The organism is Bacillus sp. Root131, from assembly GCF_001429475.1.
GTDB classification, from domain to species: Bacteria; Bacillota; Bacilli; order Bacillales; family Bacillaceae_G; genus Bacillus_A; species Bacillus_A thuringiensis_S.
The window spans coordinates 31,408-56,356 of sequence record NZ_LMJQ01000007.1 but is presented as its reverse complement, the minus strand read 5'-3'; the positions used below and the strand labels follow the sequence as shown (position 1 = coordinate 56,356).

The window sequence follows — 24,949 nt, the reverse complement described above, 5'->3', positions numbered from 1 at the left end:
AGTTAAGATATTTAAACGAAGACAGGGGAAATGAAGATGGACAAGAAGCTAACGTATTGGCTAGCATCTATTATAGGGGTAGTAGTACTTGCAACTGGTATGACTTATGGAATATTACAGTTTGCTGAAGTCCCAATGGGGAGTGAGGACCATGTTTTTGCAGAGGTTAATAAAGAAGACATACTATCGAATGAAGCAGAAGTGAAAGGTTCAAATGCACAACTTCACATTACAGTAACTTCTACTGAAGAAGAAGTTATTTCAGCTATGCATAGCATGACTCATCAAAAAGTAAAAGCGTGTGAAGGAAAGGGAGCAACCCCTATGTCCAAAAAGAATGCAGAGAAAGTAAGAAATATTCTAAACGGAAACAATTTCAAGAACAAAGAAGAGCTATTAGCAATTACTGAAAGATGGGCAAATAGAGATTTTAGTAAAATTGTAGAAGAACATAACTATTTTATTAAACTTCAAGGTGGCGTGATAGGTGAAGCTACAGTGATGGATAAGGTAGACGAGCAAGTATTCTGTCTCAATACTTTCGGTGATGATGTAACGGCCGCATTAATTAAATCAGGAGGTCTTCAAGCGCTATAAGGTGTTTTTTCTTTGATATAAAGAAAGCCTCAAGTATTCATATACTTGAGGCTTTTCCAATTGAAAGTTAGGAATGATCCGAATTCTTTACATTAAGAACAAAGTGGAATTACTCCTAAACCAATTAATAAAGCTGCAGCAACTGCTGGAATTGGTACAGGAATTTGAATACCTTCTACAAACAAGAAATACTGACCACTTACTATTTTAAAACAAACTAATTGCATGGCTATTCCTCCCTTCTTTTAGAATAAATACATTATATTAATTTATCTATTTATTGTTATAGTTAAATTATTCATTTTTAAAAATATAGTTAATATGTGAATAGTTTTCGAAAGGACCTGCTCAATCAATGCGGAAAAACATAAGATGAAACGAATCCATTAAAATACATGAGTGAACCTTAGTTTTCCCTTCTTATCTAAAGGAGGAACTATTATGGGTTATGGTGGTAGTTGTGGCGGTTGTGGCTTTTCTGGAGGCTTTGCTTTATTAGTTGTGTTATTCATTTTATTAATCATCGTTGGAGCTTCTTGCTTCTGCTAAAAACTATTGGAAAAGACACTCATATAGAGTGTCTTTTCTTTCGTGCAAAATGATTCCTGACAATAGCCAACTGTATAAAGTATACGGTATACCTTTTCCTTATTAGGCATGTAGAATTGTAATAATTACATTAACACCAGGAGATACAAGAACTTTCTTATTTGAGGATGTTCAAGTATTACTTTCTCAAATGCTACTACAGCTAACGCTTCACCGAGTCCATTATTTATCCAACAAACAGCATATATTTGTTGTGATGAATCAAATTCATATTACTGTGAGAATAGTGACTATGGTTATTAGTAGTTATTAAAGAGGGCCTTGGCTCTTTTTTTATTTTCTTTCGACATAATATGACAATATACGAATTAATAGTTTGATATTATTATCTAGAAATCTTACATTTATCTACAAATTATTATTGTATTTTTAGATTTTTAAATGTAAAATATTTCAATGTAAATACATACCATTTAGGGGGATAAAGAAATTTATGAAAAAATTATTAGCTTCAGCAACAGCGGTAACACTATTAACAGTGGGGTACAGTTCTTCTGCATTTGCAGCTAAGAGTCCTAATGATACAAAAAACTGTGGCCATTTTAAAAGTCAACAAGATGCTCAAGCATTCTGGGATCAAAATGGATATGGTGTTGGAAATGATCCACACCGTTTAGATAATGATAAAGACGGCATTCCATGTGAAGATTATAAATATCCAAAGAGCACAAATACTACAACAGAAAATAAAGAAACTAATAAACCTCAAGAACAACCTAAACAAGAAAATACTAAACAAGAACCTGTTAAACAAGAAAACACTAAGCAAGAGAATTCAAAACAAAACAACCAAACAACAAATAATAAACAAGAACAAACTAAGCCTCAAACAACTGCAAAAGAAACAAAGAAAAATACTAATACAGTTGTGAAAAAAGAAACAAAAAAACAAGGTGAAAAATTACCTAATACAGCATCAAACGGTGTTACAATGATGTTAGCAAGCTTAGGATTAGCATTAGCTGGTTCTGTATTAATGTTCCGTCGTAAAAAGACAAACGCATAAAATAGTTCCTTAAAACGGCAGGAGAAATCCTGTCGTTTTCAAATGGAGTGATAAAAGTGAATAAAAAACAATGGATAGGCTTATGTTTAACTGTTATTGGACTTACTATCTTTTCCTATTATTTTCTAGAATGGTATAGTGCTAGACAATCAGCAGAGTCGTTAACAACTAACGAGGCTAAACAATATGAGACCTCCACACCTTCTAAAGAAAATGAAACGCAAAACATCAATCAAACAGAGACAGAGATAAAGACTGACACTTCATTACAAGAAAAACCTGTACAAATTCCTGCTTCAAAGGTAAACCATCAGTTAGGAGATAAAGTAGCATATTTAATTATCCCTAAAATACAAAAGAAATACTCTATATATTGGGGAGCTGATGATAAAGTACTAAAAAAGGGTGTAGGTATGTTTGTTAGTGACTTAACTACTACACCATCTGGAAATGGTCATACAGTTTTAAGTGGACATAGAGATACTGTTTTTACCGAGCTTGGTCAATTAAAGGAAAATGACCAACTTATCGTGGAATATGAAAATAAAACATATACATATGAAATTAACAAGCATTGGATAACAGATTCAGAAGATCGAACAGTTATTGTAGAAAAAAGTGAGCCAACATTAACATTAACAACTTGTTATCCTTTTGACTATATAGGAGACGCTCCAGATCGGTACATAATTGAAGCATCTCTACTTTCCATTCATTGAGGATGGAAAGTCCAATACACATTAATTTTAATAATATGTATTGGACTCCCATTCAAGTAACATTTTTCTCAATGATTATTTGGTATATTTTAGGGTGTTTTTTACTATTTTTATGTTAAGATATTTTGGTTGATATTCATCTTATTTTAGGAGGTTGGAAAATCTGTTACATGCTTTTCATATGGATTTTAGTTTCTATACCGAAAGTATAAAAGTTTTAGGGTTATTAGGGAATTCTACTCGCTTATCAATTGTTTGTAAATTGATTACATATGGATCGTTGTCAGTTTCTGATTTAAGTAAGCAAACAAGAATTACAGAGGATTTGATTGTACAACATTTGCGTAAATTAGCCTTTGGAAATATTGTAATTAGTGAACGTATAGGGAAAAGGCTTTATTTTAAAATAAAAGATAATAAAACAATTGAGATTATTAAGGTATTAGGATTACTAAGTTAATTTTCATTACTTTCAATATAAATGATTTTGCTATAACTCAATTGTGCAAAATCACATTTAGCCTGCCTACGGAAATAGGGAGGTTTTTAATATACAAAAAGGCGCCCATATAAGGGTGCCTTTTCCAATAGTTTTTTAGCAGAAGCAACTGCATCCGATAATGATTAATAAAATAAACAATACAACTAATAAAGCGAATCCTCCAGCGAAACCGCAGCCTTCGCCGCAACTACCACCATATCCCATAACAATAGTGCCTCCTTTAGATTAGAGGGTAAAACTAGGGTTCATTCCATGGATTTTAATGGGTTCACTTTACCTTATGTTTTTAAGAATTAATTGAGCAGATCCTTTTGAAAATAAGGGAAAGATGATCTATGGCGCTTGGTTTTATTCCAGTTGTTGGACAAATTAAACAAGGTTTACAAATTTATAATGGAAGAGAATTTTTCACAGATAGAAAATATGAGCCGAATGATTATGTATGGGGAACTGTTTCTACAGTTGTAGGTGGCACTCCTAAAGTTATTGGTCGAGTATTTGTTAAATATGGAGAGTTAGAGCAAAAAGCGAAGGATTTAGGAAAAGTATCAAAGGTAACTGAAGAGATTGGATGGAGTATGCCAAGAGGTGGTGGCGTCATTGATGGGCGTAAGTACTCTGAACATGCACTTGAAAGAATGGCACCTGATACAGTTCAAGTTCGAGCGGAGCTTACAAAGCGAGCACGTGAGAGAGCAGAAAGAAAAGGGTATACATTCGGATCAGATAAATACATGGAAGAATTAAAAAAAGTTGATCCTCGGGGAATGACTCCAAATGTAGTTGAAGATATTATAAAAACGGGCACTCGCAAACCAGGAGACAATCCTGGTACTTGGAAATACGTTAGAGACGAAGGCTACGTAGTTATAAATGATAAAGGTGATGTTATCACAGTTGTTCCCGCAAAGAAAAAAGAATAGAATGAATAGCATAGTAAGTAATCTATGACAAAAAGGTTGAGGAATATTGGATATTAAACATGATAAGTATGAGTTACTAGAAATTTTCGAAAGCGAACCAGAAGATTACTATATTCCAGGTGCAGGTGCGTATCGATATAGTAAAATTGATAAACTTGGATTTGAACTGGTTATGAATATGTTCTATTATGATGCAACAGTTGAATTAATAATGCTATACGAAGACAAACGTATCATAGAAACCAAGATGGAATCAGTGAAAGAAATATATACTCGTAATGATTCACTATACATTCTAGGTACAGAAGAAAACAAAACAATCGAAGTAAAATTCAAGCCACATTTTACAGTTACAATAAATGAGTTTTAAAAACTTGAAATCAATGTTCGTAAATATTCTGAACATGCTTTAGAAAGAATGGCTCCGGATACAATACAAGTTCGAGCTGAATTAGAGGCACATGCCAAAAGTAGAGGGCTTGTACGTAGTACACAGAAATTTAAAGAATTTGTTAATCCTAGAGGTATCACAACTTCTGTAGTAGATTTTCTGTGCCTTTCCATCGGAAAATCAAGACTAATATAAAAAACGAGTAGAAAGAACAAGGCTTTTACTTCGTGGATACGACTACAAAGTAAGAGCCTTGTTTCATTATATTTGTTCATACAGTTTTCCTTGTAGTCTTCTGTTTTCATCCTTCAATCGCTTATTCTTTATCAATTTTTCGAACAGGTTGATAGCAAAAGTTTTTTATACAAAATAACATCAAAAAATACGTCTTGAACAAGTGTTAAAAAAGAAAGCTGAAGGGCAAGTAATCCTTTTGGAATCTTTTTAAGAGAAAATGATAAACTGATCGGAGACATTTCATTAACTCAAATTGTTAGGGGAGACCTCCAAAGCTGTTATACAGGATTTACTTTAGATAAGGAGCATAATGCTAAGGGCTATACAATAGAGGCTCTTCAACTTGTTGTAGATTTCGCTTTTAGGAAATTAAAGCTACATAGAATGGAAGCAGGAGCAATGCTTGATAATATAGCATCTATTCGTGTATTAGAAAAAGTCCTACATAAGGGGACTTTTTCTAATACATATAGATTAAAATAATAATAGAAATTTTTTATTTTTTTCCACAACTATTAATTAAATCATATTGTTTAGAAATCATTTCATTTCGAATTTGATTGAGATGTTTATTTAATGTTTCTTTTATTGCACTACCTGTTTTGCTTTCAAAACTTTTGTTTAATTCAATTCCTTGTTCAGATAAACTTTTGCATACATCATGAAATGCTTCTTTGTTTTTTTGAATGGCATGTTTTTGGCTTGCTACTATGCTATTTGTTTTGAATGCTACATCAGTTTTTAAAAGTGATTGTTGCAATTCTTTTTCTAATTGCTTTTTAACAGCTTGCAACTCATCTATAATAGTTCCAACTGCACCAACTGTAGCTTTCTCTATTTCTTTCTCTATTTTTTGAATTTCCCCTATAAAATCCGTCATATTATCTCGCCACCAGTCCTTCAAAATTTGTTCCTAATTGATTATCTTTATCTCGTAATGAATTAGCTGCATAAGCAATGTCATCTCCAAAATGAATCAATTCTTTTTGTTTTTTCCGTAAAAGATGAATTAGTTCTTCTGCTAGTTGTACATCATGAAAATAGTCTCTTCCGTTTTGGGATATTTTTGCAACCTCTCTAATTGCTTCATCTACTTCATGTTCTTCTAACAGATGATATTTTCCTCCAGGGCCTGTCTCATGCTTCAATTGACTCTTTAATTTCGCAACTTCCTCTTCTTCTTGTTGTTGAAATCTTTCTATATTTCTAATAATATCAGATAATATATCGCTTATTTTTTGTATCTCTTTTGCATGACGAATGATATCATCTGGTTCTAATTCTAGTCGAACACTACCATTATTGTGGAACATTTCTAGAAATGTTGACATTGGATGTTGTCCCATAAATACAGCCGCGAGAATACTATCTGTTCCATTACTTTTCGTTGTAAATTGTTTACCAATCATAGGTGCTCCAAATTGATTGAAATTTCCTACAGCATCTTCTTTATGAGTATAATCTACTACTTTATTTTCCATTACGCCTTCATCTACTCGTTTTTTTGCTTTATCACTTAGTAATCTATAAATATTTGGTGCAGCATATGTTGTTGCATAACAATTCATTTCTGCTGCTACATATTGAGCCTCCGCAGCACCTTTACTATGTCCGGTAGTGTGAATAGATGTAGGATTATATTTTTTCTTAATTTTTTCTGTGAATTCTAATGCACTATCAAATGATGTCGGAGCTTTTCCGCCTGCTACACCAAGGTTCTTTTTCTGTCCAAGTGTAATTTGAACTATATCTGTGGTTTTATCTCCATCGAATCTATCAAATTCAGTACCACGGAATGCAATGATTACATCGTCATACTGTTTTTTACCAGGCTTATACTTATTTGCAGGTACTACAGCGATTGCTTGTAATCCATTTTTTACTTTTGTTTTATCTGCATCAAATGTTTCTATAACTTTCCATTCTTTCCCGTTACTTCCTGTTATTACTTTTTTCTTTTTTAAAACTTCGGGATCATAAACTTTATCTGATAACTCGAAATAATCTTCATCTGTCGCAATTGGATTTTTTTTTAATTCATTCATATGTCTCAACTCATTTCATGGTATATTTTAACTATATTCAAATACAAGGGGATTTTTAATGAAAAAGAAATTGGTGATTTTTTTATCCATTATTTGTATTATAGCAGGAGGGTATTTTACTATGGAATACTTAAAACAAAAAGAAAAAGAAGAACAATTTTGGAAAGTACAAGAGGCACGAGTAGAAAAGTATATTTATTATAATATTGAAGATGTAAAATCTATTACGTTTATAGAAAAGGGTGTAAGTCCTATGGGAGTCCCTAAATTAAAAGGTTATATAAACAATAATAAAGAATTAGATTTTATAGCTAGTATAAGTACAACTAAAAACTTTGAAAATAAATTTACGCGTTCTGGAGAATTAGATGAAATGATAAAAAAACCTGCAAAATCTGTATCTGAAATCGAAAAAGAAGAGAAAGAAAAAAAACAAGAGTAGTCTTTGCACTACTCTTATTTTCTGTATCCCATTTTAAGAAGAATACATTGGTAGGCTTTTTATAAGGAGATTTCCAATGAAGAAAGTAATGATTTTGGTTGTATCTGCTGTGGTGATCATAGCAGGAGGATATTTTACTATGGAATACTTAAATCAAAAAGAAAAAGAAGAAAAGTTTTGGAAGGCACAAGAGGCACGAGTAGAAAAATACATTCATTACAATATTCAAGATGTACAATCAATTACGTTTACAAAATATGAGGTAAGTCCTATGGGCATTCCTAAATTAAAAGGTTATATAAATAAAGATGAACAATTGTCGTTTATAGCCCATATTAGTACTACCGAGAATTTTGAAGATGATTTTGGATGTTCTGGAGAATTAGATGAAATGATAAAAAAACCTGCAAAATCCGTATCTGAAATTGAAAAAGAGGAGAAGGAAAAGAAACAAGAGTAGTCTTTGCACTATTCTTTTCTTCTTTATCCCATTTTAAGAAGAATGCAATGGTAAGTTTTTTATAAGGGGATTTCCAATGAAGAAAGTAATGATTTTGATTGTATCTGCTGTGGTGATCATAGCAGGAGGATATTTTACTATGGAATACTTAAAACAAAAAGAAAAAGAAGAAAAGTTTTGGAAAGTACAAGAGGCACGAGTAGAAAAGTATATTCACTATAATATTAAAGATGTAAAATCTATTACATTTACAGAAAATAAGATAAGTCCAATGGGAGTTCCTCATATAAAAGGTTATATAAATAATAATAAAGAATTAGATTTTATAGCTAGTATAAGTACAACTGAAAACTTTGAAGACAAATTTACGCGTTCTGGGAAATTAGGAAAACTTATAAAAAATCCTGATAAGTCGGTATCTGAAATTGAAAAAGAAGAGAAGGAAAAGAAACAAGAGTAGTCTTTGTACTATTCTTGTCTTCTCTATCCCATTTTAAGAAGAATACATTGGTAGGCTTTTTATAAGGAGATTTCCAATGAAGAAAGCAATGATTTTGGTTATATCTGCTGTGATACTCATAGCAGGAGGATATTTTACTATGGAATACTTAAATAAAAAAGAACAAGAAGAAAAGTTTTGGAAGATACAAGAGTCACGGATAGAAAAGTATATTCATTATAATATTGAAAATGTGGAATCTATCACACTTTCAGATCATAGTGTAAGCCCTATGGGGGTTCCTTCTGTAGAAGGATATATAAATAATGATAAGGAATTATGGTTTGATGCAAGTATAAGTACTACAGATAAATTTGAGGATAAGTTTGGTTGTTCTGGGGAATTAGATAAAATGATTAAAAAACCAGCAAAATCAGTATCTGAAATTGAAAAAGAAGAGAAGGAAAAGAAACAAGAGTAGTCTCTTTAACTACTCTTGTTTCTTTATTCTAGGGGTACCGCCCATCACCGTTAAGCTCACAGAACAGGTTGCTCTTAAAATGAACTTCATTGCTATAAAAGACTCTAATTTTTCGTTTTGGGGCAAATATTATATAAAATAATAGCTATCTCTGAATCACTAGTTTCAAAAAGCCTTCACGCAATAATGATTGCATGAAGGCTTTTGATGTTTGCTTATTTTTTTGTCTCGTTAACCCATGTAATAATGTCCTGGATGACGTACTCGGGAACATTAGCAGGGATTTCATATTCACTAGGGAGGCTTAATTCCCCGTCACCCTCCGTGAAGAAATGATTCAATTTCGGATATTTTTTGAACTGAACATTCCCGCGGTTTGCAAGCCCTTCTTGCCATTTTCTATATTCATCTTTTACTGTTACTTGATAATCACGTGCTCCTTGCAGAATGAGTAAAGGCTCTTTTCGTGATTTTGCCTCTTCAACTGGACGCCACCTAGAAACATCATACATAAAATGAGGTGACCCAAAATTGTAGCCAGCTGGAGGATGGTCAGGATTGAAAGTAGGATCCTGAATAAAAGCAGCCTGTCTTTTTAGTTCAGTGATTTCTTCCTTTGACGCCCCAAGGTATTCATACTGATCAATGGCAATGTCAGTCAAAGGGCGTGCAGGTGGTGCGAGTAAGATGCTTCCTCGGACAAGTGAGGAAGGCGCTTTGTTCAGTATACGTGGCATTGTGCCAGCTCCTAGACTATGTCCAAGAATGAAAATATTATTTGGATCAATGCCTTCCTGCTGCGCTGCTGATTTTGCTGCATATATGGCATCATCTGTAGTATCACGGTCTAATGTAACAGGTTCTGCACTCATCTTTAATGCATGTTCTAAGGTGCGCTTTTCATAGCGCAACACTGCAATTCCGTTGGATGAAAGGCCCACCGCAATGTCTCGTAAGATTTTTGTTCCCATATATGTGCTATCGCGATCATGGATGCCAGCACCATGAACAAGAACAACTACGGGCAGTTTTTCACCACGCTTATGTTTCGGAACTGTTAATGTCGCTGGTAACGGATAGGTAGAATTTCCAATGACGATTTCACGTTCTTGATAGGAGTCAGGTTGATCATAGCTAGGATGCGGGATGGTATAAGATTCCTCGGGTGGCCTTTCTCCAATTTCATCTACTTTCCCGCCAGGTGTGAATTTAAGGAGTAGCGGTATGGTAGTTCCTTCGGTATCTGCTGGAATTTCCACCGTCTGATGGACCAAGTTTCGTTTTTTTATCACGGGGATTCCCATGCTTTTTATCCCGCTCCAACCACTTTGTGTCCACCAGTTTTGTAATGTGGTTGCTGTAAACTTGGATTGAAAAGTAGTAGACGTCAACTGTAGTGCCTCTGCATACTTACCTTGCTGGAGATATTCAAAAAATAATGATGTACGCTCCGTTAAAGAGACTAGTTTCTTTTCAGCAGATTGTTCCTCGCTTGTATCTGCGTGAATAGTTGTTGTAAGCGAGAAAGATGAAATGCCTAAAGAAAAGAGTAGGATAAAGGTAAGTGCTAATCTTTGTATTTTCTTTTTTTTAATCATGTTTTAACCTCCAATATGTGATGGCAAAAAACAAGTATGGTAATTAGAATTCTGGTGCGAAAACTTCAAAATATTTGCAAGCAATCTCCAAAACTTGGACATACTAATATTATTATTCTAAAAAAATGTAGATTTCTTCTCTTGTTACATGCATATTAATCGCAGAAATAATCTTTTTTCCTTCACTTTCTATTTTGATTATAGGAAACAAAGCTCTCGTTTTTCTTACTTGATACTTACAAATTCCTTAAGCAGGGGATATTTTAAAATCTTAGCTTGATGGATATGTGACGGTACTCCTATGTTAAGAGATAGCTTAAGGACCGAGGATTATATTGTTTTTATAAAGAGTTGATGTTATGTTTGTTTTGTAACATATGGTGTTTTATGTATGTAGGAGGATTTATTGAAGAAATTATTAATATTGTTTTTATTAGCTACATTTTGTCTACAGATTACAGGATGTTCTAATAATATGGGTGCACTAAGGGAGAAGTCTAAAACTTCAACACTTGTGAAGTCTAAACGCATCAACAAAGGGTGGTACAAACATATGTAATAGTTTGTATCACCCTTTGTTGATGATAGAAGTTATAAGGCAAAATTAATTAGGTGGATAGTAGATATTTTCCATAAAGAAAAGACACCCATATCAGAGTGTCCTTTCTAATAGTTTTTTAGCAGAAGCAACTGCATCCGATAATGATTAATAGTATAAAGAGTACAACAAGTAAAGCAAATCCGCCAGCAAAACCACAGCCTTCTCCGCAACTACCACCATAGCCCATAATAGTTTCTCCTTTAGGTAAGAGGATAAAACTAAGGTTCATTCGTGTATTTTAACGGGTTCACTTTACCTTATGTTTTTAAGAATGAATGGAGCAGGTTCTTTTTTATTTTATCGAAAGTAAACTTTTAGCCAGTAGTTTATTTTCATACTATTGATTTTTATGCGTATTTGGTGAAAAATCAAGGAGCTGCAAAAAAATACTATACCGAAATTTAGTTCGGTATAGTAACGTGCATATAAAAGATCCCACTTTGCTATATCCCCAAAAAGAGTCATAAAAATCTATGTTTTTTTAATTCAGTTGCAAACTACAAAACTTCTTTTTAAAGAAATGTATGTACATACAAATTATATTTTATTCCATAACTCTCTAACTTTTGTTCACGATAGTCTGATATTGAAAAAATATAATATTTGGTACGACATCACTTTGTTTTTTTATAAAGTTTTGTAATTAAACTATAATATTGTATTTTTTTTGTATTATTGAAATTAGTAATAATAAAATGTATTATTGAAAAGCACAATTTATAATTCAAGTAATCAGGACTATGCGTCTATTATAATTTGAACATTCAGAAATTATAATATTGTCTAAAAATGAGGTGAGATTCATAGAAACAGTAAATATTAAATGGTATGGAATGTATAGTATAAATGATTTTTATAATAGGGAAGAAGCTTCTAAGAAGGGGATATTTGCAATCTCTAGAGTATGTGCTAAGAATGTAACATTGCTATATATAGGACAAACCAAAAGAAGCTTTATACAAAAGATAAGGGAACTTAATAAGGAGTGGCCTTTCGATGAGAGCGAATTAAAGATTACATTAGGAATAATAGAATTTCCTAGTGGTGAAATTTACTCTGAAAAGAAGGTAAAAGAGATAAAATCCCTTTTGATTTTACGACATACCCCATTAGAAAACGAAACATCTTTATTATACTATAGAGGGAAATTTAATTTAAAAATTATAAATAAGGGAAGAAGAGGTTTAATTGTTAAAAAGCTTTCTACAGGAGATCTAATGTGGACATAATCGGAATCACCTTTGAATAAAATTGAAGGTTTCTTAAGTGCGGAAGCTTATCAATTTTTAATGTATTAAACTATTTTGAATGACATATGTCAGATGCTTGAAAAAAATAAATTTTATTATGACATGAGATCCTGTAGGAAAGTGTAGTTTATTTCTATTATTTAATAAAATATTAAGAAAATTATAGAGATAATACATAAAGAGTAGAGGAGAAAGTAAACGCGGAGGTTTGAAGAATGGGACAAGTAAGTAGATTTCAAGAAAAACAACAGAATCGTCGTCAAAAGGCAATTTTTAATATTGCATTTACTTTAATATTAGTGACAGTTGGTATAGTGACATACCAGTTATTTACCGCTTCTAATACATCAAAGAAAGCAATTGCTCAAGAAAAGAAAGCARCAAAGATAGAAGAGAAGAAAACTGAAGATAAAGAAACAGCAAAGATAGAAGAGAAGAAAACTGAAGATAAAGAAACAGCAAAGATAGAAGAGAAGAAACAGCAAAGATAGAAGAGAAAGAAAACTGAAGATAAAGAAACAGCAAAGATAGAAGAGAAGAAAACTGAAGATAAAGAAACAGCAAAGATAGAAGAGAAGAAAACTGAAGATAAAGAARCAGCACAGCTAGAAGAGAAATCAAAAGCAGAAAAATCGGTAAAAACAAACGGAAATGAAAATAATGAGGAAGAAAAAGCGGCATCTCAAGAAAAGGGTTCTCAAACTAATCCTTCTTGGAAGCCAATTGGTACCGAGCAAGGAGCAAAACCTGAAATGAAATTTAAAGAAGGAACAGTAGATTGGAGTGAGATGAAAAAAGCAATTTCTTATGCTGTTGATGTTCCAGAGAGCCAATTGATTTTCGATTTTATTGGGAATAATGGTAATAATAAAGCCTACGGTAATGTACGAGATAAGCAAAATAATAAAAAATATAAGGTTAATATTGATTGGGTAGAAAATCAGGGGTGGAAACCAGCATCTGTTCAGGTGGTAAGATAAATAATAGAAATGTAATGATGTAAATCAGCTGTCCATATGGGCAGCTGATTATTTTTTTGCTTAGCTTATTTTAAAAAAAACGCTGGTGGTACCTCGTTGAGAAATATGAATCAAATCTATATTTTGTTTTATTTACCTCACTATTTTATCCATAACTTCTTTATATTTATGATAGTAATTAGTTTCAAATAAATATGGGGATAGTTGGACTAAACAAAATGTTCCTTATAAGTAGTAAGTATCTTTTGCGATTTTAATTTATAATTATTTATAAAAAAGAAAAGACACCCTAAGGTGCCTTCCTTCGACTTGAACCATCTTAATTTTAATAATATATTGGACTCCCATCCAAATATTATTTTACCATGTTAAGTTATTTTATTCATTGAGAAATATGTTTTAAATCTATATTTTTAAAAAATATATAGATTTGAACAATATGTATACGAGCCGCATATCAAAAAAAAGACACTCTCAAGAGTGCCTCTCCTTAGCAGCCGAATCCGCCGCCCCAACAGCTAGCGCCAACGATGATTAATAAGATGAAGAGCACAACAAGTAAGGCAAATCCGCCGCCGAAACCACAGCCTCCACCACAACTACCGCCATAGCCCATATTAACTCCTCCTTCCATAAAGACCATTTATTAATGGATTTAATTTAATTTATGTTTTTAAGGATGAATGGAGCAGGTCCTTAAAAAAATAAAAGGATTTTGGAAGTTAAAAAGAGTTGACGACCTTATTTTTGTCACCGGTATTTTGTCTTCTACATATTGTATTTTATTCTGTGTATTGGGGGAAGGAGGATCTTATGGCTAATTCTGAGATGATTTTACGTTTACTTACGGATTTAAAGATTGAACAACAATTGTTGAAAGAACAGTTAGAAAAAATGCAAACAGCTGTGACTATTCTTGAAGAAAAATCAGTGACGCTTAAAGAAAAACCAGCGACTCTTAAAGAAAAAACAATGACTCCTGAAGAAAAACCATCTGTTACAAAGCAAAGAGCTTTTTCTGGACGCCCAACATCTTTTCGTGATTGGAGAGCATCTAGTCAAAAAAATTAGGGAATGTTATGTGAAATGATAAGTAAAAAAGTACAGTCTGCTGTAGAAAAGACTGTACTTTTTTATGTCAGTAGAGAATGTTAAGGTAGACGTATTTATTTGGCCTATTCCACTTTTAATTGGAGTTCTTTATCTAACTTATCATTATTAATTTTTAAAGTTAATCCTTGCGTGTTTTTCGGTACATTAAATACAATGTTTCCTTCCGAACTTTCATTAGGATTAACAATATTAAATTTGAATGTGGAGATATTTGCAGCTTTAAGTACTGACTGATATTCATTGGAAATGTGATATTCTCTTCCAAATCCATCAATTAATTTAAAGTTGTTGATATCTAGTGTAATGGGTTCTTCTTTGTGATTATAAACTGCGATATCTAATACTTTAAAGACACCTTGTGCTTTAACTTCTCCAGTCCCTAGAACATCTAATGACTCGGCAGATCCCATTGACATGTATACATCAGAGGAATCTACATTGGTAGGAAGTTCTTTTTGCGGAACCTTACGATTAAGTTCGTTATTCTCTGTTTTTTTTGAAGTCTTTTGCTCGTTTTTCGCAGATGTATCATGTGAACTGCAAGCTGATACTCCAAACAAGAATGTGCTACATAATAATGATGTTAATAACTTTTTGTTCATCGTTTGTTTCTTCCTTCCAAAATAGAAGCACTTTTAATGAGTGCTATATATATTTATCTTTATATGTATTACATTTTATATCTTATTATATTGATTTTGGAAGGAAAAGGGAAAATATTGTGCATTTCTCTGATTCGAATTATTTATCTGTCTAAAAGTTGAAATTAAAATGAGCCCCATAAATGATAAACCATTCCACTAACAAAAAACACTAATCCTAAAAATAAAACAATTAAAGCAAGCACTCCATTTTTATTATGTTCCATAAAATTAGCTCCTTTTTCATTTACTTACATACAAAAGCCTCTAGTCGTAATTATAGCTAAAGACTTTAATCTTCATACTTTGTAGTTTATAAAAAAGTTGTACTTCTGTATTAATTTGGAATATGATTATTTAAAGAGAAGGTGATGAGTACATGCAGGAAACAAAACAATTCCCACTTATATCGGGAAATCTCTCATTAGATTTAGTAAATACAGAGTTAGTTAAGCGTGGACAACGTTATGATTTATTAATAACAGATGAAGATGTATTAGAATGGCTATATGTAATAAAGGTTAATCTTCCTTTTTTGAATGGAAAAACATTTATAGGGATTCAAGAGCGAATGAAGCTGGTTACATCTAGTATATTAGAAATAAGAAATATAATGAGAAAGCAGTTTGAGGCAATTGCTGATCAGCACGAAATTTCCAATGATTTTATTACGTATTTAGAAAAACAAATTGAGAAAGCACCGTTTACATATAAAATCATTGAACAGCAGCTAGTACCTATCCCGGTTGGAGAAATCGAGGATGTACTCACATCGTTAATTGCATTTGATGCTTTAACTTTAATAGTAGAAAATAAGCTTATTTCCCTTAAAAGGTGTTCAAACCCTGACTGTGTTTTATTATTTATAGATAAGAGTGGAAAACGAAAATGGTGTTCTATGAAAATATGTGGGAACCGGAAAAAGGTAGCAAAATTCCAGAATCGAAAATGTGAAGAAGTTTAGGGAATCAACTTATAACAGTTGATTCTTTTTTTGTATTCTTGAAATAACCCTTAAAATTAACGTTTACAGGTTAGTTATGTCAGGTTATAATTGTTGGTAAATAAAGGAGGAGAACGATGGATAATATAACAGCAACTAAGCAGAAAGATCCTCAACCAATAAGTGTACGATATTTTACAAAAATGAAAGGGAAAGGAAGAAGCCCATTACAAGTAAATGTAAAGGACTCTTTAACGGGACTACTAGGGGGATTTTTAACAATTCTTACCTTAACATATTTAACGAGCATAACCTCTACAGAATTATTAATGGCTCCATTTGGGGCGAGTTGTGTATTAGCGTTTGGAGTTTGGAATGCGCCATTATCTCAGCCGCGTAATATTATTGGAGGACATTTGATTTCAACTTTCATCGGTCTATCAATATATCATTTGTTTGGGAATGAATATTGGACAATTGCTTTAGCGGTGGGGATGGCAATAGCCGTTATGATGTTAACGAGAACGACGCACCCTCCAGCAGGCGCCGATCCGATTATCGTTATTTTAGGGGCAAATAGTTGGAGTTATTTAGTAACACCAGTTTTAATTGGCTCCGTTGTTATTGTAGTTATTGCTTTATTCATTAATAATATGAGTAGTAAAAGAAATTATCCAACTTTTTGGATGTAGTTTGTGAAGTGAAAAATAATTTAAGTGAGTATTCTATTCTTACTATGTTTTCATTTCACATACATTTTAGTTTACAAAGAAAAGACACCCATATAAGAGTGTCTTTTCCAATAGTTTTTTAGCAGAAGCAAGAAGCTCCAACGATGATTAATAAAATAAACAATACAACTAATAGTGCAAATCCTCCAGAAAAACCGCAGCTTCCACCGCAACTACCGCCAAATCCCATAATAGTTCCTCCTTTAATAAGAGGGGAAAACAAAGGGTCACTCGTGTTTTTTAACGGATTCCATTTACTTTATGTTTTGAAGTATAAACATGAGCGGGTCCTTTTGAAAATAAAAAAGACACCTTGAGGTGCCTTTTGTCCAATGTAATTTCATTAATATTCGTTAGCATAAAACTCTTTTATTAATTTTATTTCATTTGTATCTGGATTAAACTTAAATATTTTAATTTGATTAGATTCGTCTTTGTATGCAAATGTATTCTCACCAACTTGGGTCATATTGCTCGTGTTTACGATAGGTTCACTACCGTGATCAGTGATTTCCACAGTTTTCTCACGATCCCAGAATGCAATGACAATAATCAAAACGATAAGACATACACGTATAAAACGTAATTCTCTTGCAACAGGATGTTCCATCTGTTAGTCTCCTTTACTGTTTGATAGATTCTGTTTATAAAAGAGATAATTCCTAGGAATAGAATATAAATAAAAAAGACACTTTTTAAAGTGTCTTTTTTATTTTAGTTATGCGCATTACTTAATAAGACGCTAGTTCCTCAGTCTGGCTATGAGTAACTATGTAGGGTGATTTCATTATAACATTTTAACCAGTAATGGGTCTATATGGAATTTATTTGATTTTAATTTTGATTATTCATAACTATTTGTTAAGTGTTTAGATGAAGGAACTAAGCTTGTTTTAGAAGAGTATTTAGATGAACTTGATATAGGTGCTATGTCTTATACATTGGTCTTGCGGCAATACAACTGGAGAAAGGGGAGGTTTGCATTAATCGAGCGAGGGGAAAATCGTGAGCTTTGGGAAGAAGCTGATGTAGAAGATTATGAAGAGAGAAAGTTTTACATACATTAAAAGCACAGCTGATAAAGTGTAGAGTTATATTTCCCTTTACACGAACATAACGGTATAATATAGTTAAGTTAAGTAAACTTAACTATTAAGTGAAACGAAATAAAAGCATGGAGGATGCTATGACTAGAACGTATAAAGAAGTAATTAATGAAATGAATCGAGCCTATACGGAACTCTATATTTTACTATTTCAAGATTTAAAGGATGAGTTCGGTCTTACTGGGCAGCAAGAGAGCATGTTATTTCATATTCATTTAAATGAAAACACGACAGCAAATAACATTGCGAGTACGTTTAATATAACGAAAAGTGCTGTGAGCCAAGTTTTATCGAAATTGGAAAAACAACAGATGATTTCAAAACAAGTAAACCCTAATAATAAAAGGGAGTATTTTCTTACACTTGGTCCAAAAGGTAGTAAGTATATAGAGCGGTTGTCTGAGTTAGATGATGTATTAATTGAGAAATACTTTTCCAAAATCGATATAAATGCCCTAGAGCAAATGACCGATACGTTAACGAAAATAAATAAAGTGATATTGGAAGAAAAGCAGAAGGATATTGATTGTAATGAGTAAGAAGCAAGATGAAACAATTAGTAGAAAGGAGGGGAAGCATGTGATGAGTTACATACCGAATATGATTACGATAGCAAATTTTGTGTGTGGGCTTTGGGCTATTCACGCTGTTTTCGTTCACGATATTTATTTGGGAGCAGTTTTTATTATTACGGGTATGTTGTTTGACCTTTTTGATGGCATGGTCGCTCGGAAACTTGATTCTGTTTCGGAAATAGGCGGAGAGCTAGACTCATTTGCGGATTTAGTTACTTTTGGTGTGGCACCGTCTATTCTTGCATATAGTGCTTCGTTAAAAGATTTACAGTCTATCGGGATGATATGTGCCCTCGCGTATAGTATTTGTGGAATGCTTCGGCTTGCGAGGTTTAACACACGGCAAAGCAAACTCCCAACATTCATCGGAATGCCCATTCCATTTGCGGCGATGTGTATCCTCATTTTATGCCGCCTAAATAATCCAGTTTCCGTGGCATTTGGTACATGCGTACTCGCTTATTTAATGGTGAGCAAAATCAAATTTCCTCATTTTAAAAAAGATATAGCTGAAAGCTTGAAGCCTGAAAGATTGGATTGATGATACGGAACTACAATGAGAAAGATAAAGGAGAATAACATGATTCGTATGGCACTAAGATCGTTCAACATACAAATGTATTGTTTGCTAGGCGTAATGTTATTGGGATGGTTGATGACACCTTTTTCAGCCCAGTTTGTAGGGATAAGTATTGGCCTTTTGGTGAGTATGTACTGCGCCTGGATTTTAGGAAGGCGTATTGAAAAGTTCGGAGATAGCATTGTAAAAAAAGAAAAAGCACCGATGCTCGGAATGATGAATCGGTTCGCAGCCGCAATACTAGGTGCAATTATTATGTATGAAATAGAACACCATGAATTCATGTGGACATTTACTGCTGGAATCATGGGGGGATATTTCTTGGTTATTATTAATTTGGGGTATTACAGTATGAGGGATGCGGAGGAATAAAGAAAAGACACCCTAAGGTGCCTTCCTTCGACTTGAACCATTTTCATTTAATACGAATCTATCCGTATTACCCCTTTGTTATAAATGTAAACACACCCTATAAAACAGAATCATCTATATACACCAGATTGTTAGTTCATAAAATACAAGAAATTTGAGATTAGTATCGGAGTAAAGCCACATCCCCTAAAATGATTGATATGTTACGCCTATCAAAAGAATCTGCTTTATAGAACGTGTCCACAGTTTATATTTTACTATATTTAATATTCATTAAGTGTATTTTTTGTTAATATGTATAATTACATAAAGTTGAAGGCGAAAGAGAGTATGCTTTCGTATTGTGTAATGAAGAAAAAACACTTTAAGGTGCCTTCTTTCGATTGGAATCATCTTAATTGTATTGCGTCGTTATCATATAAGAAAAAAGACATCAATTAAGATGTCCTTTTTTCTTTGTAAAATTGGTGTTAAGAAGGTATAACCTATGAATAATATAACAATCATCGAGTAAGTTTATTATAGCAGCGATAAATAGGGTTTTTATATGTAATATTACATATATATAGATTTATTTATGTTTTATTTGTATATTTTAATTGTCTGTTCCTTGTTTTAATTCGTTTAGTTATATTATTTTTTGAGTGCTCCAGCAATGGAGCCTTTTTTTAGTATTCTATTTTGATGATGTTCCATAAGATTAGCACCTTTTAAAGCTGTTTTTATATAAAAAGCCTTTAACTTGTAATTATAGCTATAGGCTCTAAGTGTCATACTGTATAGTTTATAAAATCTTATAAGAAGAATAACCAGTATTTTATATAGAATTTATCCCGCTATTTGCCGGGCTGCCTGTAAACGCCCAAGTGGTGAGAGCTGATTAAAGTTTCACTTTATAATGTTTTTTATCCAATTTGGAATTGAAAATGTACTAGCTTGATAATGAAGCTAGGTTATTAGAAGTGAAAAATTTTAGTTTTATTATAATTAATAGAAATGAAAGTAGTGTAAATATAAATCCACTCCAAATAAGTTGATGAATACCTAAGTTTGAAATGAACCAGCCTCCAATAGTTGTTCCTAGAGTAATTCCGAGATTTGAGAATGAAACGAATAGGCTATTACCAAATTCGGGTGCTTCTCTTGCTTCAATTATTAACCATGTTTGACCAACAATTAATCCACCAGCATGCACGATTCCCCAAATGAATACCATAAAAATCATTGGAACAAGATAAGAACCTAAATAATAAACCAATATGTAAACAATAGAATATAAAATAGGGAACGATATTACTGTATTTACTATGCTTCTTTGCAAGAGACTACCAAATAAATGATTGCCTAAAATCATAACTATACCAAATATGAATAGCATGATACTGATGAGAGATCCATTCATGGAAGTTACTTTTGCAAGGTACTCGGCGAAGTAGCTGTATACGGAAAACATAGCTGCAAAAAGGAATGTGATGGTTAAAATATTTAACCATAATCCTGGTTTGCCGAGTATACGAATTTGTTTGCCGAAAGACATTTTTTCTTTAACGGGCATAGAAGGAAGTGAGATTAGCATTCCAATGAATGCAAGGGCGTTAATAAGCGCTCCGAATAAGAAAGCAATTTCTAATGAAAATTGATCTGCAAGGTAAGAGGTTAATGGTACACCTAGTGCAAAGCCAACCGTAATTCCCATGAAAACTTTTGTAACCGCTTGACCACTCTTTTCAGGAGGGGCAAGTTTAGCAGCTGTTACAAGAGCGATTGAAAAGAAGAGTGGGTGAAGTGCTGCTGGTAAAATACGAAAAACAAGCATGATTTCAAATTGTGTTGTATAAGCGTAGATTATATTTGAAATAACAAAAACAAAGATGACTGTTAATAAAATTATTTTGCGATTAATACTAGAAATGAGCAGAATTAAAAACGGACCAGAAATAGCAACGACTAGTGCGAATATAATTACTAAAAATCCTGCTTGTGCAGTTGAAATGCCAAATTTCTGAGTGATTTGTGGTAATACGCCGACAATACCCATCTCGGTAGTAATAATTCCAAACACCCCTATTGCTAGTGTAAGAATAAGTAAAGGACTTACTTTTTTCATTTGTAAAACTCTCCATTCTTATTATTATTTTGAAAGTAAAATCGATTTATTAAAAAAGAAATGAGCATGATTGGATGTCAATAGTATTAGAATTATGTAATGTTAAATACAAAGACAGATATCTAAATAACTAGATATGATATGTTAAAAAAATGCTCCTTTCTATGTTTCTTACTTTTATAGGTAGCGAAGTTTTAAAAAGAATGTATTGGACAGCTATATAAAAGTAGAATGTGTGAAAGCAAATAATCGATTGGTAGGTTGATTATTTGCTTTCATTTTATAATTCGTTTTGAACGTATTCAGAAAACTCTCGTATTGTTTTTTCATTTCGGCGATAGTAGGTCCATTTTCCAATTCGGTCAGATTGTAGTAAACCTGCTTTTTTCATAGTTAATAAATAACTAGAAATAACCGATTGGGCTAAGCCAGTTTTAAGCTGGATATCTCCTACGCACACTCCAACTTGAAAACTAAGGCCTTGCTCTAGATAAGCTTTTTCATCGAAATGGTTTTCTGGATTTTTCAACCATGATAAAATTTGACATCTTGTTTCATTTGACAATGCTTTATAAATTAATAAAGGTTCCATAAGGATATTATATCTACTTTTATAGATTTGTAAATGGGTTTGTGTGATTTTAAGGGAAGAAGGTATAGTTGATCCCCTCGAATAGGAACAGGGTGCTCTTGATCTGTACCTTTTGTAAAGGACATTCTAAAAAAAGTTAGGCAACCTAAAAAAGATGATTTCTGTATGCAAACAGGAGTCATTTTCTTTAAATTCTATTGATAGCAAGAGTGATTATAGTACGTCATATATTTCTTAATTTCATGTGTTAACTGAACAAACGATTCACATGAGTTTATATATGCTGCATCGGTTAAAGTATTACAGGCAAAAATGATAGTATTGTTAGGTTTAAGCATGTTGTTGCCTAGCTATCAATGGCGGATTCCTAAGAAGAGTAATAATAAAACCCAACTGAAGATTTAAGAAAAATTTTATGTTTATCCCACTCTTTATTTTAAAAGTTTTTCCTATCCTATAAATGACTTACATCATGAAGGAGACTAAAAAAGACAAAGTCATAGATGAAAATGTAAAGTTAGGGGATTCTACATGCATACAGGAGTTTTGATTAGTTATTTGTATACGTATTTTTTTACTATAATTTTTTGTATTGTGTTTCAAATTGGATTTTATTTTAAAGCGAAAAACAATATATCTATTCGGCATTTTTTATGGGTGTATGTTTTTCTATTCTACCTTTCGCTAGTGTATAAGGTGACGCAAATCGCGACTGTATGGGATATAAGTAGATATGAAACGTGGATTCGTGTAAGTCAAATCAACTTGACTCTATTTGATACGCTAGGTAGTACTACGTATCTTTTGAACATTGTACTGTTTATGCCGTTAGGTTTTTTATTACCGACTATTTGGCCGCAGTTTAGAAAGATAAAAAACACCGTATGCGCGGGATTCTTTTTTTCATTGGCAATTGAGTTAAATCAATTACTAAATAATAGAATTACAGATATTGATGATTTATTTACGAATACCCTTGGGGCAATTATTGGGTATGTCTTATATAAAGTATTATATACAGCGTTATTTAAATTGATATTGAAAAGAGAGGAAAAAAAGCTTGATACAAACTCGTCTCTAGTCATAAAATACGAGGCTGTTTTTTGTTTAGTGTGTTCATTTGTAGGTGCGATGTTCATTTATTATCCAGCTTTATTTGGAAGACCTGTAATCATTCAGTGAGGTGAGTATGAATTTCTTTTGAACGCTCGAGCGATATTTCAATTTGTAAAAAGCCTTTAACTTGTTATAGTTAAAGGCTTTTATCATCATAATTTTTACTTACCAATTACCCACTCTAACATCCGCCTTCAACCACTTCACCCAATCCAAATCCTCTACCTTAAGCAAACTGAGCGAAACACCCTTCATATCTAAAGAAGTCAACAGCGTACCAACCTTTACGAACTCCACATGTAATCCTTCCAGCTCACACAAACGGCGAATGTCATTCGCGAAAATATATTGTTCCATTAATGGTGTCGCGCCGAGTCCATTAATGAGGATAGCGAAATTGTCTCCTTTTCTCCAGCGATAAATGCTTTTTAGTTTGTTCATCAGTTCGATCGCTAATATTTCAGAAGAGGATAGCGCTTCTTTACGGTAACCTTTTTCGCCATGGATGCCGACGCCGTAAAACACTTCATCATTGTTTAATGTGAATGAAGCTTTTCCTTTTACTGGATCGTTGGCAGGGGAAAGGGCAACTCCTAATGTGTGTAAGTTTTCAGTAATAGAACGGCCGAGTGCTGTTAGTTCTTCTAAAGAATGTCCTTCAAGAGCGGCCGCACCAATTATTTTTTGAACGAAAACAGTGCCAGCTACGCCGCGTCTTCTTTTATTAAAAGAAGCATCATCTTCAATTGAAACGTCGTCATTTACGATGATGTGGTCAATTTTTCTTCCTTCTTCTTTAGCAATTTGCTTTGCCGTTAGAAAGTTTTCAACGTCATCTTTAAAGTTTTTAATGATGAATAAAATATTTTTATCTTTCGGCATGAGGCGAGTTGCCGCCAAAATTTGTTCCACTGTAGGCGGAGTGAAGATGCTTCCGTTTACTGCTGCCGTAAGCATTCCTTTTCCTACATAGCCAATATCAGCGGGTTCATGCCCGCTACCACCGCCGCTTATTATAGCAACGTTTTGCTTCAGTTTTTCAATATCTTTTACATAAATGATGTTATTTGTTTCGTCGTAATTTACTTTGTCGTTATGTTCAAAATAAAAGCCATGCATCATATCTTGAACAATATTTTGTACATCATTCATAATCTTTTTCATTGCTTTTGCCACCCTTTAATTACTTTGCTGACTGCTCCAGTAATAGTAGTAATTGATTGTTTATCATATTTTTCATGAGAGAAGACATAATGGATGGATTTACTTCGCACTTGCTTTCAATCCAATCTTTTATCGTTCCAACGAAGCCGTGACTATAAAAGGAGGCAATCGTATTTTTCGTTTCAATAGAAAGAGTTAAGCCACAGTTCACGGATAGTTCATCAATAATCTTCATATATAAGTTTTTCGTGTGCTCAAATAAATAGTGATTAAACGAGTTTTGTTCAATGACTTTAAAAGCATTTCGGTAAAATTTTTGATTTTCGTAAAAGTAATCAAATAATAAATCGAAAATATTTTCCCATGTTTCATAGTCGAGAAAGTCGATAATGTTTTCCTTCGTTTCTTCTCTATAAATCCAGCTTAATAGTTCAAATTTATCTTTAAAATGATAATAAAAAGTTTGCCTACGCATTTGACAGTGTAACATAATATCGCTCACTGATATTTTATGAAACGACTCTGTTTCCATTAAATATTTCAATGAGTTCGCGATTATTTTTTTAGAAATTATAGAAGAGGTCATCTGAATCATCCCTAGAATGTTAGTAATATAAAAATCCTATCTA

General features: G+C 32.7%; 33 protein-coding genes and 4 pseudogenes. 22 read left to right on the top strand and 15 right to left on the bottom strand.

Annotated elements, in window-relative coordinates:
- Positions 1-36 precede the first annotated feature (36 nt).
- Positions 37-597, top strand: coding sequence for a PRK06770 family protein (locus ASE54_RS18845; RefSeq protein WP_000358713.1), 561 nt, complete (start codon positions 37-39; stop codon positions 595-597).
- Between the two features lie 92 nt (positions 598-689).
- Here the strand turns inward: ASE54_RS18845 and ASE54_RS37405 are convergent, their stop codons facing one another.
- A complete protein-coding gene (locus ASE54_RS37405) occupies positions 690-824 on the bottom strand; it encodes a hypothetical protein (RefSeq protein WP_001177693.1) in 135 nt (44 codons plus the stop codon).
- 214 nt (positions 825-1,038) lie between these two features.
- On the opposite strand from ASE54_RS37405, the gene ASE54_RS34830 reads away from it, so the two are divergent.
- From ASE54_RS34830 to ASE54_RS18830, 4 genes are all read left to right on the top strand, one after another.
- Entirely contained in the window at positions 1,039-1,146 is a 108-nt protein-coding gene (locus ASE54_RS34830) for a YjcZ family sporulation protein (protein ID WP_000540375.1), read from the top strand.
- Positions 1,147-1,639: 493 nt separating this feature from the next.
- Positions 1,640-2,212: an excalibur calcium-binding domain-containing protein gene (locus ASE54_RS18840; protein WP_000734528.1), complete on the top strand. Its 573-nt coding sequence runs from the start codon at positions 1,640-1,642 to the stop codon at positions 2,210-2,212.
- 56 nt (positions 2,213-2,268) lie between these two features.
- Positions 2,269-2,931 (top strand): class D sortase, encoded by a 663-nt coding sequence (locus ASE54_RS18835; protein ID WP_001036101.1) that lies wholly within the window; start codon positions 2,269-2,271, stop codon positions 2,929-2,931.
- 181 nt (positions 2,932-3,112) lie between these two features.
- Positions 3,113-3,391 (top strand): ArsR family transcriptional regulator, encoded by a 279-nt coding sequence (locus ASE54_RS18830; protein WP_000347623.1) that lies wholly within the window; start codon positions 3,113-3,115, stop codon positions 3,389-3,391.
- 135 nt (positions 3,392-3,526) lie between these two features.
- On the opposite strand, the gene ASE54_RS34825 is transcribed toward ASE54_RS18830, so the two are convergent.
- Positions 3,527-3,637: a YjcZ family sporulation protein gene (locus ASE54_RS34825; RefSeq protein WP_000540371.1), complete on the bottom strand. Its 111-nt coding sequence runs from the start codon at positions 3,635-3,637 to the stop codon at positions 3,527-3,529.
- A gap of 131 nt (positions 3,638-3,768) precedes the next feature.
- Between ASE54_RS34825 and ASE54_RS34820 the strand changes: the two genes are divergently transcribed.
- The 3 genes and pseudogenes from ASE54_RS34820 to ASE54_RS34810 form a co-directional block, all read left to right on the top strand.
- A complete protein-coding gene (locus tag ASE54_RS34820; RefSeq protein ID WP_003256395.1) occupies positions 3,769-4,356 on the top strand; it encodes a hypothetical protein in 588 nt (195 codons plus the stop codon).
- A gap of 46 nt (positions 4,357-4,402) precedes the next feature.
- Positions 4,403-4,726: a hypothetical protein gene (locus ASE54_RS18820; RefSeq protein ID WP_000351759.1), complete on the top strand. Its 324-nt coding sequence runs from the start codon at positions 4,403-4,405 to the stop codon at positions 4,724-4,726.
- Positions 4,727-5,090: 364 nt separating this feature from the next.
- A pseudogene (locus tag ASE54_RS34810) lies at positions 5,091-5,425 on the top strand (GNAT family N-acetyltransferase); the annotation flags it as partial.
- A gap of 55 nt (positions 5,426-5,480) precedes the next feature.
- On the opposite strand, the gene ASE54_RS18815 reads toward ASE54_RS34810, so the two are convergent.
- Complete coding sequence (locus tag ASE54_RS18815) at positions 5,481-5,864, bottom strand: hypothetical protein (RefSeq protein WP_000129120.1); 384 nt, start codon at positions 5,862-5,864, stop codon at positions 5,481-5,483.
- 1 nt (position 5,865) lies between these two features.
- On the bottom strand, positions 5,866-7,029 hold the full coding sequence (locus tag ASE54_RS18810) for a hypothetical protein (protein ID WP_001004181.1): 1,164 nt from the start codon (positions 7,027-7,029) through the stop codon (positions 5,866-5,868).
- A 58-nt stretch (positions 7,030-7,087) separates the two neighbouring features.
- Here ASE54_RS18810 and ASE54_RS18805 point away from each other — a divergent pair, with 58 nt between their 5' ends.
- From ASE54_RS18805 to ASE54_RS18790, 4 genes are all read left to right on the top strand, one after another.
- Positions 7,088-7,471 (top strand): DUF1433 domain-containing protein, encoded by a 384-nt coding sequence (locus tag ASE54_RS18805; protein ID WP_000728326.1) that lies wholly within the window; start codon positions 7,088-7,090, stop codon positions 7,469-7,471.
- A gap of 76 nt (positions 7,472-7,547) precedes the next feature.
- Positions 7,548-7,931, top strand: a complete 384-nt coding sequence (locus ASE54_RS18800) for a DUF1433 domain-containing protein (protein ID WP_000757430.1) — start codon at positions 7,548-7,550, stop codon at positions 7,929-7,931.
- Between the two features lie 76 nt (positions 7,932-8,007).
- A complete protein-coding gene (locus ASE54_RS18795; protein ID WP_000757416.1) occupies positions 8,008-8,391 on the top strand; it encodes a DUF1433 domain-containing protein in 384 nt (127 codons plus the stop codon).
- 76 nt (positions 8,392-8,467) lie between these two features.
- Positions 8,468-8,851 carry a DUF1433 domain-containing protein gene (locus ASE54_RS18790; protein WP_000710035.1) on the top strand — a complete coding sequence of 128 codons (384 nt, stop codon included), beginning with the start codon at positions 8,468-8,470 and terminating at the stop codon, positions 8,849-8,851.
- A gap of 215 nt (positions 8,852-9,066) precedes the next feature.
- On the opposite strand, the gene ASE54_RS18785 is transcribed toward ASE54_RS18790, so the two are convergent.
- A complete protein-coding gene (locus ASE54_RS18785; RefSeq protein WP_000592099.1) occupies positions 9,067-10,449 on the bottom strand; it encodes an alpha/beta fold hydrolase in 1,383 nt (460 codons plus the stop codon).
- Positions 10,450-11,126: 677 nt separating this feature from the next.
- Positions 11,127-11,237, bottom strand: a complete 111-nt coding sequence (locus ASE54_RS34800; protein ID WP_000540371.1) for a YjcZ family sporulation protein — start codon at positions 11,235-11,237, stop codon at positions 11,127-11,129.
- Positions 11,238-11,844: 607 nt separating this feature from the next.
- Here ASE54_RS34800 and ASE54_RS18780 point away from each other — a divergent pair.
- Both ASE54_RS18780 and ASE54_RS18775 read left to right on the top strand, forming a co-directional pair.
- Entirely contained in the window at positions 11,845-12,279 is a 435-nt protein-coding gene (locus ASE54_RS18780) for a hypothetical protein (protein ID WP_002162905.1), read from the top strand.
- 236 nt (positions 12,280-12,515) lie between these two features.
- Positions 12,516-13,280, top strand: a pseudogene (locus ASE54_RS18775) (YrrS family protein).
- A gap of 490 nt (positions 13,281-13,770) precedes the next feature.
- Here the strand turns inward: ASE54_RS18775 and ASE54_RS34795 are convergent.
- Positions 13,771-13,896, bottom strand: a complete 126-nt coding sequence (locus ASE54_RS34795) for a YjcZ family sporulation protein (RefSeq protein ID WP_000540377.1) — start codon at positions 13,894-13,896, stop codon at positions 13,771-13,773.
- A 197-nt stretch (positions 13,897-14,093) separates the two neighbouring features.
- On the opposite strand from ASE54_RS34795, the gene ASE54_RS18770 reads away from it, so the two are divergent.
- Complete coding sequence (locus ASE54_RS18770; protein WP_000013694.1) at positions 14,094-14,351, top strand: hypothetical protein; 258 nt, start codon at positions 14,094-14,096, stop codon at positions 14,349-14,351.
- A 104-nt stretch (positions 14,352-14,455) separates the two neighbouring features.
- Here ASE54_RS18770 and ASE54_RS18765 read toward each other — a convergent pair whose 3' ends face one another.
- Positions 14,456-14,995 carry a DUF4352 domain-containing protein gene (locus tag ASE54_RS18765; protein WP_001035633.1) on the bottom strand — a complete coding sequence of 180 codons (540 nt, stop codon included), beginning with the start codon at positions 14,993-14,995 and terminating at the stop codon, positions 14,456-14,458.
- Positions 14,996-15,413: 418 nt separating this feature from the next.
- Between ASE54_RS18765 and ASE54_RS18760 the strand changes: the two genes are divergently transcribed.
- Both ASE54_RS18760 and ASE54_RS18755 read left to right on the top strand, forming a co-directional pair.
- Positions 15,414-15,998, top strand: coding sequence for a CGNR zinc finger domain-containing protein (locus ASE54_RS18760; protein WP_001158427.1), 585 nt, complete (start codon positions 15,414-15,416; stop codon positions 15,996-15,998).
- Positions 15,999-16,114: 116 nt separating this feature from the next.
- Positions 16,115-16,669: an HPP family protein gene (locus tag ASE54_RS18755; protein ID WP_000368843.1), complete on the top strand. Its 555-nt coding sequence runs from the start codon at positions 16,115-16,117 to the stop codon at positions 16,667-16,669.
- A gap of 118 nt (positions 16,670-16,787) precedes the next feature.
- On the opposite strand, the gene ASE54_RS34785 is transcribed toward ASE54_RS18755, so the two are convergent.
- Positions 16,788-16,898: a YjcZ family sporulation protein gene (locus ASE54_RS34785; protein ID WP_000505686.1), complete on the bottom strand. Its 111-nt coding sequence runs from the start codon at positions 16,896-16,898 to the stop codon at positions 16,788-16,790.
- 153 nt (positions 16,899-17,051) lie between these two features.
- On the bottom strand, positions 17,052-17,318 hold the full coding sequence (locus ASE54_RS18750) for a YmzC family protein (RefSeq protein ID WP_000400973.1): 267 nt from the start codon (positions 17,316-17,318) through the stop codon (positions 17,052-17,054).
- Between the two features lie 247 nt (positions 17,319-17,565).
- On the opposite strand from ASE54_RS18750, the pseudogene ASE54_RS37150 reads away from it, so the two are divergent.
- From ASE54_RS37150 to ASE54_RS18735, 4 genes and pseudogenes are all read left to right on the top strand, one after another.
- Positions 17,566-17,825: pseudogene (locus tag ASE54_RS37150) on the top strand (hypothetical protein); the annotation flags it as partial.
- Positions 17,826-17,894: 69 nt separating this feature from the next.
- Entirely contained in the window at positions 17,895-18,353 is a 459-nt protein-coding gene (locus tag ASE54_RS18745; RefSeq protein ID WP_000198951.1) for a MarR family winged helix-turn-helix transcriptional regulator, read from the top strand.
- On the top strand, positions 18,346-18,930 hold the full coding sequence (pssA, locus tag ASE54_RS18740) for a CDP-diacylglycerol--serine O-phosphatidyltransferase (protein ID WP_000038935.1): 585 nt from the start codon (positions 18,346-18,348) through the stop codon (positions 18,928-18,930). The genes ASE54_RS18745 and pssA overlap by 8 nt, the downstream gene beginning before the upstream one ends.
- Positions 18,931-18,969: 39 nt before the next feature.
- Entirely contained in the window at positions 18,970-19,341 is a 372-nt protein-coding gene (locus tag ASE54_RS18735; RefSeq protein WP_000620600.1) for an ATP synthase subunit I, read from the top strand.
- 931 nt (positions 19,342-20,272) lie between these two features.
- Here the strand turns inward: ASE54_RS18735 and ASE54_RS18730 are convergent.
- From ASE54_RS18730 to ASE54_RS37145, 3 genes and pseudogenes are all read right to left on the bottom strand, one after another.
- Positions 20,273-21,448 (bottom strand): MFS transporter, encoded by a 1,176-nt coding sequence (locus ASE54_RS18730; RefSeq protein ID WP_000757908.1) that lies wholly within the window; start codon positions 21,446-21,448, stop codon positions 20,273-20,275.
- Between the two features lie 280 nt (positions 21,449-21,728).
- Positions 21,729-22,040 (bottom strand): helix-turn-helix transcriptional regulator, encoded by a 312-nt coding sequence (locus ASE54_RS18725; RefSeq protein ID WP_000433538.1) that lies wholly within the window; start codon positions 22,038-22,040, stop codon positions 21,729-21,731.
- 194 nt (positions 22,041-22,234) lie between these two features.
- Positions 22,235-22,336: pseudogene (locus tag ASE54_RS37145) on the bottom strand (TetR family transcriptional regulator); the annotation flags it as partial.
- 235 nt (positions 22,337-22,571) lie between these two features.
- On the opposite strand from ASE54_RS37145, the gene ASE54_RS18720 reads away from it, so the two are divergent.
- Entirely contained in the window at positions 22,572-23,222 is a 651-nt protein-coding gene (locus ASE54_RS18720; RefSeq protein ID WP_000556847.1) for a VanZ family protein, read from the top strand.
- A 99-nt stretch (positions 23,223-23,321) separates the two neighbouring features.
- Here ASE54_RS18720 and dhaQ read toward each other — a convergent pair whose 3' ends face one another.
- Entirely contained in the window at positions 23,322-24,320 is a 999-nt protein-coding gene (dhaQ, locus tag ASE54_RS18715; protein WP_000723386.1) for a DhaKLM operon coactivator DhaQ, read from the bottom strand.
- Positions 24,321-24,339: 19 nt separating this feature from the next.
- On the bottom strand, positions 24,340-24,906 hold the full coding sequence (gene dhaS, locus ASE54_RS18710; RefSeq protein WP_000204218.1) for a dihydroxyacetone kinase transcriptional activator DhaS: 567 nt from the start codon (positions 24,904-24,906) through the stop codon (positions 24,340-24,342).
- Positions 24,907-24,949 lie beyond the last annotated feature (43 nt).